7 protein-coding genes and 1 pseudogene are annotated in these 13,093 nt (G+C 39.2%); 2 read left to right on the top strand and 6 right to left on the bottom strand.

Annotated elements, in window-relative coordinates:
* Position 1: 1 nt before the first annotated feature.
* On the top strand, positions 2 to 517 hold the full coding sequence (locus P2H89_RS29415; RefSeq protein WP_275833941.1) for a hypothetical protein: 516 nt from the start codon (positions 2 to 4) through the stop codon (positions 515 to 517).
* Positions 518 to 707: 190 nt separating this feature from the next.
* Here the strand turns inward: P2H89_RS29415 and P2H89_RS29410 are convergent.
* Together P2H89_RS29410 and P2H89_RS29405 are read right to left on the bottom strand one after the other, a co-directional pair.
* Positions 708 to 1,800: pseudogene (locus P2H89_RS29410) on the bottom strand (IS3 family transposase).
* Between the two features lie 267 nt (positions 1,801 to 2,067).
* Entirely contained in the window at positions 2,068 to 4,830 is a 2,763-nt protein-coding gene (locus P2H89_RS29405; RefSeq protein ID WP_275833939.1) for a prolyl oligopeptidase family serine peptidase, read from the bottom strand.
* Between the two features lie 431 nt (positions 4,831 to 5,261).
* Here P2H89_RS29405 and P2H89_RS29400 point away from each other — a divergent pair, with 431 nt between their 5' ends.
* A complete protein-coding gene (locus P2H89_RS29400; RefSeq protein ID WP_275833937.1) occupies positions 5,262 to 5,567 on the top strand; it encodes a hypothetical protein in 306 nt (101 codons plus the stop codon).
* 431 nt (positions 5,568 to 5,998) lie between these two features.
* Here P2H89_RS29400 and P2H89_RS29395 read toward each other — a convergent pair whose 3' ends face one another.
* From P2H89_RS29395 to P2H89_RS29380, 4 genes are read right to left on the bottom strand one after another with little or no spacing between them, the layout of a single operon-like run.
* Positions 5,999 to 6,685 carry a hypothetical protein gene (locus P2H89_RS29395; protein ID WP_275833935.1) on the bottom strand — a complete coding sequence of 229 codons (687 nt, stop codon included), beginning with the start codon at positions 6,683 to 6,685 and terminating at the stop codon, positions 5,999 to 6,001.
* Positions 6,686 to 6,731: 46 nt separating this feature from the next.
* Positions 6,732 to 8,108 carry a thioredoxin family protein gene (locus tag P2H89_RS29390; protein WP_275833934.1) on the bottom strand — a complete coding sequence of 459 codons (1,377 nt, stop codon included), beginning with the start codon at positions 8,106 to 8,108 and terminating at the stop codon, positions 6,732 to 6,734.
* 10 nt (positions 8,109 to 8,118) lie between these two features.
* The gene (locus tag P2H89_RS29385; RefSeq protein WP_275833932.1) at positions 8,119 to 9,585 is read right to left on the bottom strand and encodes a RagB/SusD family nutrient uptake outer membrane protein; all 1,467 of its coding nucleotides are present in this window, start codon (positions 9,583 to 9,585) and stop codon (positions 8,119 to 8,121) included.
* 21 nt (positions 9,586 to 9,606) lie between these two features.
* A complete protein-coding gene (locus P2H89_RS29380) occupies positions 9,607 to 12,975 on the bottom strand; it encodes a SusC/RagA family TonB-linked outer membrane protein (RefSeq protein WP_275833930.1) in 3,369 nt (1,122 codons plus the stop codon).
* Between the last annotated feature and the right edge of the window lie 118 nt (positions 12,976 to 13,093).

Below are 13,093 nucleotides of genomic sequence, written 5' to 3'. Positions count from 1 at the left end.
TATGGCAAACTCTGTGCTTACCCAATGCCGAAGTAAACTAGTGATTATATCAATTATAGTACTTTTCGCTTGCAAAGATGATCAAACTGATTTTGCAGATCTCGAAGGAAAACCTTTGCCATCCTTCCAATTATTAATGACCGATGGCAAAAGTCACCTTCATACTAAAGATATCCCAACTAATTCGGCCTTTGTTATGATTCTAATTGGCCCGCAGTGCCCTTATTCAAAGGCGCAGATCGAAGAAATTACTAAAAACATTTCCTATCTATCAGATATTCCATTCTATGTTTTCACACCATATCCGTACTTAGAGATGAAACAATTCGACCTAAGGTACCAACTGAGTAAGTATAAAAACATTCATGTAGGCATTGATTCTTCAAATTTTTATGGAGACTACATGGGAGTATTTGCCGTGCCTTTCATTGCGATCTACGACAAAAATAAAAAACTAATTAAAGCTTATGAAGGCAAAACAAGCGCAAGAACTATCGTAGAACTTGTTAACAAGTAAAAAGTAAAATAAATAAAGGATATTATATTTACATATAAAAACAATGGGCAAATCAATAAATCCGCCTGCACTCTGCTTTCTATGGATATGCTATCTTCTTCTCCCCCTCTGAGCTAAACACATCACTTGCATTAAATCGCTTATGAGGTCCTCCCATATTTAGTACCAGGCAATAGTAGAGAAACGGGCGTTAATTTTTATACCTTTTTACCATTTCAGCCGGAGGAATATCTCCGATTGAACTGTGCGTCCTGAAGTGGTTGTATTCGTACTTCCAAGCCCCTATTTTTTCAACAGCATCATTCAAAGATAGGAACCAATTTACATTCAGGCACTCATCCCGGAAAGCTTCCATTGAATGACTCAATAAAAGGATTATCTGTTGGTTTTCCGGGTCTTGAGAAGTCTAAAGTTACCTGGTTATCATATGTCCAACGATCCAGATCTTTCGAGATGAACTCGCTGCCGTTATCAACTTATATACGTTTGGGAATTATGCCATGCATAATGCGAAGCTCTTCTAAAACGTTAACACCATCTGAGCCTTTCAGAGACTGTCCAACATGTGTTGCAAGGCAATCCCGGCTAAAGTTATCAACTAAAGTTAAGACCCTGAATTTTCTGCCATCAAAGAGCTGATCTGCCACAAAATCCATCGAACAGCATTGATACAATCCATCCAAGCCAGGGCGTTCCAGGCGATGTGCAGCAGCTTTGTTCCTTCTTGGTCGCTTGCTACGAAGATTCAAGCCTTCTTCCCGGTAAATACGATATGTACGCTTGTGGTTATCACGCCATCCTTCTCGTCTTAAAAGTACATGTATCCGCCAGAAACCATAACGTACTTTAGATGCTGCAATACTTCTGATCCTTTCTCTTACCGGTCTATCTTCGCGCTTATGAGCCACGTATCGAAATGTTGACCGGGCCATCATAAACACGCCACAGGCCTTTCGTTGTGAGACCCGGTAATCCTTTCTTAATTCGGTTACCAAATGCTTTAGCTGTTGTACCCTTAGAGCTTTTTTTTTTAACACATCCTGCAGCATCTGTTTATCCAAGGTTAAGTCGGCCACAATCTGTTTCAGCTTATTATTTTCCTCTTCCAACTGTCGTAGACGGCGTAACTCACCTACACCCAGACCTCCAAATTTTTTCTTCCAATTGTAAAAAGTGGCCTCACTTATGCCCATCTTACGACATAACTCTTCAACTGACGTTCCAGACTCAGCCTGTTTAAGCGGAAAGGCTATCTGTGCTTCTGTGAATTTTGACTTCTTCATGGTAATTATCTGTATTTAAAGCTATCAGAAATTACCCGATTTTTCTACTTTACCATGGACCAGTTTTCAGGGGGAGGTCAGTCACTTAAACTAATATGACTTAGACTCTGTATAACTTCTTCGTCATAACCTGTCACAAATTCCTCACAAATTGGCCATAACATACCCCTTTGGCATGTTACAATGCAACATCCTTACCCACATAAAATAAGCTAAGCAAATATTCATACAACCCTTTTGATACATATTTTTATACAAAATAAATAGCTAAGGCTCCCTGTCAGTAAGGTCTAACTCATAGCCAGTTTCTACACCTTTATTTCGAGCAGGTACGCCTCGAGTCATCCAAATAGGCGGGCGAGCACCTTTTAAATAATAGTCAAAGAACTGCGTTAATCGCTTTGTATGATCTTTCGCGTCTTCCCTCCTTCTTGCCACATGCCCGCCATTATCATACTGTAACAGCCACACCCTTTTCCCTAGGCGACGTAGTGCCATAAACAATTCTACACCTTGCCTCCATTGAACTTGTTCATCTTTCATATTGTGCGTGATCAACAGTGGAATAGTCGTCTGATGAGCATTAAGCACCGAGGAGTTCTGACTATACAATTCAGGATACTCCCATGGATTACCGCCGTAAGACTCATGACCAAATTCGACTCCCCTTTGGGGAGAAAGCTCTTCATAAAAAGGATCAATGGAAGGAATTAAAGTCAAATACCTACTAACAGGATTAGTACTACCAGCCATCTCTGCAGCAGCAGCAAAAAGGTGTGAATGAGTAGCAATAAATGCAGCCTCCATGCCACCAAAACTATGCCCCTGTATTCCCATACGCAAACTATCTATATATGGACGTTTCGACAAATGCCTTGCGGCAGATTCTACAGAATTCAGTGCATGCATTCCAACAGGTATTCCGCTTTTGGCCCCAACTTGATAGTGAATATCTGGGGTAAATACCAAATATCCGTTACTCACAAACCAGGGAATATTTAGGTTGTTCGAAGTATACTCTGGATTGGGAAAACTATAAATCCTATGTGAAAGCTTTTCATAAAAATTAAAAATAATCGGATACTTCTTTGTAGAATCAAAGTTTTCTGGCTTATACAAAACGCCGTAGCTTGAACGACCATTTGGTAGTTGCCAATTAACCAACTCTGCAGTAAGCCAATTATAATCGGTCTGCGGATTCAAATTAGTTAACCTGGAAACTCTCTTAAAATCTCTTGTAACAAAATAGTTATTTTGCTCCACAGCCGACTGCCTACTAATAATCCAGCATTCAGCATTCGCTGCTTTAACAGGGATCATCCCCAATGACCAAGGCATATAGTAAATTCCGCCGCCGATTTGTGAAAAAGTATAATAGGACAACCAAGGGCCCGTATCCAGCACCGCAGGATCACCACTTCTATTTAGTTGCTTGTAGAAAAAACCGTTGTACTTGGTGTTCCAATCAAATCCTGTTAATAACAAATTTTCAGTTTCAGAAAATACTCTTAAGGGATTCTCCTCCGCAGCAAGCCGTAGTTTCACAGAATTTCGCATACCATATCCATTTGTTATATTTTCGGGCGACCTGTGGCCAAGTGGATCAATTTTCCATAGGTCATAATTTCCATAAACAATAAGAGCTGAATCCTTTGAGAACCATCCAACTACACTACCGACCGCACTAACATCGACAAGCTCATCATACTGATATTCTGAACCGATCTTCTCCAATATGTTTTTTGTAATATTTCGAGTTATTCCCGTCCTAAATTCATAGCTCATATAAGCAACATATCTAAAATCCCAATAAACCAAATATTTCCCACTCGGGGAAAAGGAAAAATTATTACTAAACCCATTATTACTCTTCCCTATATCTAGTTTTCTCCTTGTACCATCCGCCAAAGACACTAACCAAAACGTAGGTTGTTCTGTTGACCACGGTTCTAATCTATAATTCTTTTTTACAACTATAAATCCCGAATTTGTAGCCACAGGATTTACTGTCAATACCTCACTCTCATACTGAAGCCGAACTACTTGTCCACCTTTCGAAGGCACCACAGAATAATAGCCTTCCCGATTAGCAACTCCTCCACCCTCACTGATAATTTGTAGTTGTTCCGGCTGCAAAATCTCATCTTTATAACTCCATACATCGACTAAGGAATTACCCGTTACAACTTTCCGAACCAAACTTTCCCTTTCTCTTAAAACAAAAAACATCCACCGCCCATCATAACTAAAACGAGTCGAATAGTTAGAGATCTGGAAAGTACTATCAATCCCTTTAGAACGATTAGTTGCTCTCACCTCTGCACTAAGTAGACCCTTTCGATAATACCAAACACTATGTTCACCACGTTCGTCTACTATAAAAGCCAATTGTCGACCATTTCTGTCAAATGCCTGGCCAACAACAGTACCCTCAGAAGAAGTCCAAACCAATATTGAATTATCAGCCTCCAAATCAACCAATCTTAGAGACTCCCCCCCATCCCTATTTCGGATAACCAATAGTAACACGTTTCCATGCTCATCGAACTGGTAATCTCTAACATCTTTATAGTCTCGAATTTGATCAGTCACCAAATTTTGTAACCGAAGAAGGCCAGCGCTATCAGCAAAATGCAAAGCCAACCAATAACCATGCTTCTTTAGTGGCACTTTACAGGAAGCAACTTTAGTAACAAATTGTTTCACACCTGCTCCAAGCGTCACAAAATAGACTGTATCTGAAGACTTGTACAAAAGTCTTTTGCTGTCTGCACAAAACCATGCTTCCTGACCTCCCCAATAAAATTCATTCTCCCAACTTGAATCCACACTTTTTACAACCAATTTTCGATCCTTTCCAATAATATCATAATAAGCAAATTGTCCGTTCGCGCTTATCCCAACATTCTTTCCAGGGCGAACCCAAGGCTTATCAAACAGGCGTTCGTCAATCGGAGGCTTACCCAAACCTTGACCAAACATTACGATACAGCAAGAATTCATAGAGATTAAGAATAGCAAATATTTCATACCCCCTTAGTTAATTGTTAAAAGGAAAACCTCAATAATTTATAACGAACAGGCATTTTATATAACCACTGAAATTTATGGCCCAAAAACGGAAATAATACTATAATAAATATTCCGAAATTCTACTAAAAATACTCACTTAATTAAATCATACACGCAAGATGTAATCAAATTCTCACCTCATAGCATAAATACTCCCAAATGCATAACGAATCCTTCCAACGGCATTATGAGCAATTTATACCTTAGCTTAAACGCAGATAATAAACACAAACATCATTATAGAAAAAACTATTCCTTTTCGGGACAGACCAGGATCCACTGTTCAGAAATAGGGACAGAAGTGGCGTAGCCGAAAACCACTAAAATTCAGAGTAGGTATCATTTCACACTTTAGCTTTAGCTTTTTAGTTTAAAAAGCGCCCTTTTTTATGAAAAGAGTTAAAATCATGTTGAGCGCAATTCTAGTTTTGGCATTAGCAGCCGGTACCGTCGCATTCAACACAACAAAAGCTGGAGGCGTATGTCTCTACAAGATTCACCCCGTTAGCGGAAAATGCGCTTTAGTTCCTAACGTTCGCTACATCACCGACCAAGGTACTGAAATCCAAAATGTAAAAACAGTCGCAACAAACGACATCGACAATGATGGCATATTCTGCGAAACGCCAGAGGTAGCAGCTACAACATACGTAGCAGCAGATTGCAGCCTAACATTCACTACAACCGTTGAATAACTTCACAGACTCCATCTTAGTCAATTAACCGACTATTGACAAAAAAGAGGCTGCCTTCTAAATCATTAGGCAACCTCTTTTTTATAACTTTAGGCTAACGCGATCCATCGATATCATACCCCAATTCTCATGCCATCGGTTTAAAATCTATATACCAATTCCACAAAGCTTCCATTGAGGTAGGCAATATTTTGAAAAGGTGCAAATGCATTTCAAAGTCACAAATTCAGATTCCACGACATCCAAATCTGCAAGTCTATTCTAACCTAAAAGTATATCGCCTTCTGAATGAGCAACTCGAATAATCCAGCCCACCAATTTAACTACCTTAGAATAACGCACAGCAACAAAACATTACTTAGTAGAGTTTCTAACATAATGTAAACAAATCACCCACTTACAATTATATCCATTCACAATTGTAACCTATCTCAATAATGATTAACCCTCATAACTCCTAGCCCCCCCGCTCCAACGCCATCCTTGAGCCCTCTAAGAACAAGAGTCACTTCCCTAAACCTAGGGGTAGCCAAATTATATGCAACTAAGACCTTTCCCGTTTCAGAATCTCGAATCTGAAAGTTATACAACCCATTTTTGGCAGTCGCAGAATATGTCTTAAATTCTGGCACCTGTCTATAAGAAAGGTTTGAAAACTCGAGCACATGATCTGACAGAGCCAACGTAACGTTGACAGGAGGGCAATTAGAACACAAGTTAATCACCCTAATACCTGCGGTGCTGTCCAATCTATATGGAATATTTTCCTTGATCAATAAAGTATCAGCAACTGGATACGACCCAGAAACAAATAGAGAATAAACAGATCCTTTAGCAAAAACTACTGATGAACTATAGTAGGGTTTTACAGAATCTTCTATGGAATAAATTACCACCTTTCTTTGACCCGTCATTACTGAAAACACCCTATTATTGCCATAACTCACAGTTTCCCCAGTAATGCTATTCAATCGAATGGGGCTACTTCCTACAACAACATTTGATATACAAAGAGATGACATCTCTTCTCCCTTAAAGTCATCTTTCTTGCAGGACACTCCCGCCAGGATAACCGAAATTAGTATAATCCGAATATTCAACCGACTTGGAATTGGCATAAAACATCATTTTAAATTATGCATTAAACAACTTGATTTTCTAAAACTATTCATCCCAAGTTTCTAAACCAAGTTTCATCTTTGAAAGTGTCTTCCTATAAGATTCATTTTTTGTTTTCTCCACAAGCTCTTCTTCTAAGGCTATTGCATCTGCACTGTCTCCTAGTTTATATAACAAATTTGCCTTTGTATCGATCGCCATACCGTACTCAACAGGCACTATTCTTAACGCTTTGTTTACCCACTTTAAAGCCTCAATTAACTGTGATCTATCGTTACTTTTCTGAAAAACCTGCCACGCAGCATTATTTAAGTAAATTGACCGATTAAAACTCGAGTCTTCATTGTCCACGCCTTCAAAAGTAATCTTTCTGACAAGCCATTTTACGTAATTAGTGTTATCACCTATATTTTGATACCAAATCTCTTTACCTCTTATTTCGCAATAATTCGCCATTTCTTCACCACATTTCCTTGCTATTAATTTTCTAATTTTATTCCAATTCGGTGATAAATGCCGTCGTCTAGCCTTTTCAAACGCAGGGTTAATCTCCTCTTTAGTCATGACAAAGCTAATAAACCGCATTGCAAACGCACTTTGCTTTAGAGTACTATCAACTAAATCCGAATTTTGCACACATACTCTAAACATCCTATCAGACGACCTGTGTATATCGTTAAAGGAGCGTAAAAAGAATAAATTATCCCTGGTAACAAAACTGTCAACTGGCACAAACTCCATTCGTCTCAAGTAATCTGAAGCAATTTCTGAGGCTAATTTCTCTTCGTTAAGCTCATACAATACTCTCTTGACTAACTTGGGAAGGTCCCAATAACTTAAACCTCCACTCCGCCATCTATCAACGAGCCCATATATTTGTGTAGTTGTATCCAAGGCATCCTTGACCATTTTAACAAACGAAGTATATTCTTTATACCCCTCATCTTTGTGAATAATTTTCCCGTCTGGGGAAAAGAAGAGAAAGGTTGGAACCCCACTTAAATTAAACTTACTTTCGAGATATCGCGCTATAGGATAAGTTTTCTTTACATTCCCATTATCTAACTTCCCTGTGTCAACCTGAACTTTTACAGATATAAATTTGTCATTCACTAAACTTCCGACTTTGTCATTGGGATAAATCAGCTTATCCATAACCTTGCAAGGGCCACACCAAGTAGCGTAAATCTCAACAAATATAGATTTACCTTTTGAGCTGGCTTTATCAACAATCTCCTGCCAAGACAATCCAACTTCAAAGTCAACCCCTCTCCCAACATTCTGACCAATGGAAGTAAATGTATACAAAGAACAAACTAATAAACAAACAGCCTTTTTCATGAAATTATCCTTAAGATTACTAAGCCCTAAACAATTATCATTGAGATCAACTTCTAAACAGCCCTCAATTTGTAAATCCATAAACACCTAACTAGTATCCAGGAGTTTGTACCAAATTGCTATTCATTTGAATATCGCCAAACGGAATCGGGTACCACTTTTGAAACTCGTTCCATCCACTACCGTTTGCTTTGACAGGAGTAATGATGCTCATAATTGAATCAACCATCTTCGTTCTCTTGAGATCAAACCATCTATGTCCCCATTCTGTAAACAATTCCACCTTTCGCTCATGTCTAACTGCATCTAATAATTCAGCTTCTGTAAGTGCACCTACGCTAGATAGGCCAGCTCTCATTCTAATTATATCTAAATCAGCCATCCCTTCCACTAATTTACCCAAATGAGCTCTGGCTTCCGCACGGATCAAGTACTGCTCACCTAAACGAAGCATCATCAAATACTCAGTCACAGGTTCCGATTCGGTAGCAGACCTATACTTATAGGGAAATGAAAAGGTTCCACTTGCATCGGTATAAGACCTAACCCACTCGACCTTTCGGCGATCATCCGTCTCGAAATCAGACATAATCGAGGAACTGAGATAAACGTATTTAACATTACTTAGTCCAGCTGGAGGTGCATCCAAAACAAACACTTTAGCCTCCTCAGTATTCCACCCTGCCAATACCGGCGGAATTTGCCATATCGATTCAAGACTATTTTTCCGGAAAACGTCGGCTAATGAAACCAAATTGTAAAGCTGAGAATTATTGATTACTAAAGAAGATTCAATTTCCGCATTGACCCAATCCCCAACGTACAGGTATGCCCTAGCCAGCAGAGCGATCGCCGCCCACCTAGTCGGCCTGACACGTTCGATCTGATTATTTCTATAGGCTTCCAGTTTACCATTTAGATAAACTTCGCTAAGTAATTCTTTTGCGTCGACAAGATCACTGACTATTTGTTGCCAAACTTTCGCCTGATGCGTGCGTGACAAATGTCTATTCACTTCGTAGTCCGTAGTCAATACAAGGGGAATATCACCAAACAAATTCGTCAAATAGAAGTTAAAAAAAGCGCGCATAAATTTAGCCTCGCCTGTTAATTGCCGTTTAACCGGTAAGGAAAGAAGATCAGAGGACTCAATTCCTTCAAGTGCCGAATTGCAGGCCAATAAATGTGAATACAAAACATACCAAAGCTCGCCGCCAGCGATAACATTTCCACGTGCCGATAAGTTATTTTGATAATAAGCCAATGGATTCGGGCCAACAAACCCAATCCACAAATCCAATTCATCTGCTGAAAGGCCAGTCAAACGAGAGATATTTCGAAAGACATTTTCCTCCTCCGCAGAACCAGCTCCAATCTGTGCATATATCCCTGACAACACTGCTACAGCAGTTCCATTATCACTAAATACATTTCCTTGACTAATTTGGGTAGGCGGCACTTCGACTTCAAGCAATTTCTCACAGCTAAGCATAAACAAAATCACACCCAACAAAAAAGCTTGATAGAATCTTTTCGATAACCGTTGGCAATTTAGCATATACTTAATTTTAGGAATCAACTAAAATGTAATTTGTATTCCAGTTACTATCATCCTTAGCGGCGGGAGTGAAGAAATGCTTTGGCTTTCGGGGTCCAAACCTTTAAAGCGCGTAATCGTAAATAAATTTTGTGCTTGGATATACAATCTAATGTTTTGAAGATTTATTTTGCGCTTTATTAATTCATGTATTTGATACGAAAGTGAAATATTCTTCAACCTTATAAAGGAGGCATCACACCAAAAGGCGTCCCCGGTACCACCACCGGCGCTTGTAGTAGAAAAACGGGCAACATCAGCAAAATCACCTGCTTTTTGCCACCGTCTCATTACTCTTATAGGCTGATTTCCATTACCACTAACAAATGCTCCTGGAACCGACCTAAAAAGATAGTCTGTACCTAATTGCTTTATAAATTGAATTGTAAGATCAATTTGAATCCCTTTAAATTCAAATGAATTACTTAGGCCTCCATAAAACTTTGGAAACATTGTAAGCCAGACATTCATATCTTCAGGCGAAGGAGCAGAAACGGGATCCCCCATTTTATTAGCAACTCTATAGTTACCAGTCAAAGGATCTACACCTAAGAAGTGAGCAGTTTTAATTAAACTGATGGGCTGCCCGACAATCAAACTATTAGCATAAGTGGATGATTCAATCCCGGGAAATGCAATTAATTTATTTCTAGGAATAGTTAAATTGGCATTAGTGCGCCACTTAAAATCCCTGGACCTATAGTTAATTGAATTTACTGCTAATTCAAATCCGGTATTTTGAACGGTTGCAGGGAAATTACTCGTTATATCACTTGTCCCAGTTGTTGCAGGAAGGATGTATTCTAGCAACTGATTAGACGAACGATTCCTTACGTAGTTGAATGTAAATAATATACGATCCTTTACAAACCCTAAATCCAAACCTACCTGAAGTTTCCTAGTCTCCTCCCATTCCAAATAAGGATTACTCAGCCCAGCCGTGTATATACCTACAATACCTTGATATGGTAAGATTCCAGAAGGAAGCGTATTATAGATACTCAAATACCTAAAATCACCTATCTGATCGTTTCCTGTCGTCCCATAGCTCGCCCTAATCTTTCCAAAGCTAAAAAGCGAACTACTGCCTTTAAGAAATCGCTCCTCGCTGAATATCCATCCAATTCCTAGTGATGCGAAATTGTGAAATCTGTTCTCTGGACCAAAACGGCTGCTCCCATCCCGTCTAGCAGTTAGATTCAAAAGATATTTTTCCTTCAGTTGATAGCTAATACGCCCAAACGCCGCATTATATTTATATGTGGATTTTACAGAATTAAATGCTTGAATTGAACTTGCAGCCCTTATATTCTTCATAACAGCGTCACTTATAAATCCTAATCCCCTTAAAACATCACCTTCATTGTCTATCTGTTGAATACTCGCTCCCAATACCGCATCTAATCTTCCAAAATTCCTCCAATCCTTTTTAAAATTAATTAATGGTTCAATGGTAAAAGAGCTTATCCTGCTATCTGTAAACCTAGCGTCTCGTTGAAAATTGGCTCGATCCTGTGGTCTTTGAGACTGAAATAGATTTCCCATAAATTCCTCAGACTGAATAACATTGAATCCAAAACTGCTTCTAATATCCAAACCGGGAATAATTTGATAACTAACTAGGGCGCTACTTATTAAATTTCTTGTAGTGTTTTCATAAAGCCTAAACATGTTTCCTAAAGGATTGTCCCAAGTGGAGTTACCAGAACTATTTGGTTGCCAATTCAAGGTTTTATCACCATTATATAAAGTTGGTGCAACTGGAGAAAGCCGCATCGCAATATCTGTCAAATCCAAACCCGGCAGCTTATTATTGTCGATCAAATAGCTACCTGAAAGTTGCATTTTCAATTTTTGGTTCGCAGAAGAAGCGTTTATAGAAAAATGCACGCTACCTCTTTTGTCTGAAAAATCTCCAGGAAAAACCGCAGTAGATCGATTGTAATTTACTCCTACCAAGTACTGTACACTATTTGTGCCTCCCGAAAGCCCTAAACTTGTTAAAAAATATCTGGAGGTCTCACCTATCAGTTCGTTCTGCCAATCAGTGGAACGAGTTGTATCCCAATGACCATTTAAATCATAATCGGTCGAACTGACGCTAACATTTGAATTCCGTAATGCCTCTCTCCGCATTTCAAGATAATCCCTACTTCCTAACAAATCTATTTTTTTAGCTACATTGCCCCAGCCATGTTGCAAGTTTAAATTCACCTTCATTTCGCCCATCCTCCCCTTTTTTGTCGTAATAAGAATGGCTCCATTTGCTGCTCTAGAACCATATATTGCGGTAGCATCTGCATCCTTTAAAATATCTATACTTTCTATATCATTTGGATTTAGGTAATTAAGCGGACTACCAGCACCGCTTCCCGAAGGGCCGCCAGAACCTCCTAACATTGCAGTTACGCCACCCGTTGTAGTAGAAATCATCTGAGATATATAGGGAATTCCGTCGATAACAATCAGTGGATCATTGCCAACTATCGAATTAATTGAATTCTGTCCTTGTATTCGAATAGTTACACCCCCACCATTCATACCATTGTTTTGTGTAACAACAAGTCCTGGCACTCGCCCTTGCAAAGCAAGTAATGGATTAGTAATTACTTGCTTCTCTATATCCTCCGATTTAACAGAAGAAACGTTTCCGACAGTAAAGCGTTGTGTTGTTTTTCCATAGGCAATTACCTGCACTTCGTCCAATTTCCCAGACTTCCCCCTCACCTTTACATCTAAAGATCGTCTACCATTTAAATAAGTCTCAACCATCTCTATGTTTACAGCCGTAAACACAAGCGTAGCGGCGGGATCGATTTTCCGTAACTCAAACTCACCGTCTCCATTAGTTGATGTCCCAATTTTCGATTCTCCTTTCACCTGTACGCTTACTCCAGAGACCGGCTCATCTTGCTCATTCATCACCCGCCCCTTTACATCAATAAGCAAAAATGATTGATGGGAGGTCAGCCCCTTATCTGTCTTCTTTTCCCCCCTTTCTTTTACAATGATAATTCGCTCGACGACTGTGTAAGTCAATGATTGACCTTGGAAGATTTGCACCAATGCATCTGCAATTCGTGCATTATAAACATTAACGTTAACCGGCTTAGCTTTGGCACTTAAGACGTCAGTAATGACAAAAGAATATCCTGTCTGTTTCTTTATCTCATTCAATACATTTTGCAGCGGAGCATTCTTGAAGTTTAGAGTCACAACTTGAAATCCCCCTGGAATAAATCCTTGTAAAAACAAAACCAGAAGAGTTAGAATTAGCGCTTTTAAAGCTCGTTTAAAACATGTTGCCAAATTTATCAGGCGGCGACATGAAAATTTACTGTTGGAAGACATAAGCAGATTCCTTAATGTTGTTTAGCAATTAGCAACGAGCGATTCTAACATGCTGTACAAAATTTATGGCTATTAGAATGCCTCGCTACATGATTTTGAAACATTAACGCTCGCGCAA

Origin of the sequence: Paraflavitalea sp. CAU 1676 (genome assembly GCF_029223285.1) — a bacterium.
In the GTDB taxonomy this organism is placed as follows: Bacteria; Bacteroidota; Bacteroidia; order Chitinophagales; family Chitinophagaceae; genus Paraflavitalea.
The sequence above is the reverse complement of the archived record's forward strand: the minus strand, read 5'-3'. Positions and strand labels throughout refer to the sequence as shown.

Bases quoted from the DNA above. Each gene is read 5' to 3' on its own strand.
- P2H89_RS29415 (WP_275833941.1), top strand. From the start codon at position 2: ATGGCAAACTCTGTGCTTACCCAATGCCGAAGTAAACTAGTGATTATA.
- P2H89_RS29405 (WP_275833939.1), bottom strand. From the start codon at position 4,830: ATGAAATATTTGCTATTCTTAATCTCTATGAATTCTTGCTGTATCGTA.
- P2H89_RS29400 (WP_275833937.1), top strand. From the start codon at position 5,262: ATGAAAAGAGTTAAAATCATGTTGAGCGCAATTCTAGTTTTGGCATTA.
- P2H89_RS29395 (WP_275833935.1), bottom strand. From the start codon at position 6,685: ATGCCAATTCCAAGTCGGTTGAATATTCGGATTATACTAATTTCGGTT.
- P2H89_RS29390 (WP_275833934.1), bottom strand. From the start codon at position 8,108: ATGGATTTACAAATTGAGGGCTGTTTAGAAGTTGATCTCAATGATAAT.
- P2H89_RS29385 (WP_275833932.1), bottom strand. From the start codon at position 9,585: ATGCTAAATTGCCAACGGTTATCGAAAAGATTCTATCAAGCTTTTTTG.
- P2H89_RS29380 (WP_275833930.1), bottom strand. From the start codon at position 12,975: ATGTCTTCCAACAGTAAATTTTCATGTCGCCGCCTGATAAATTTGGCA.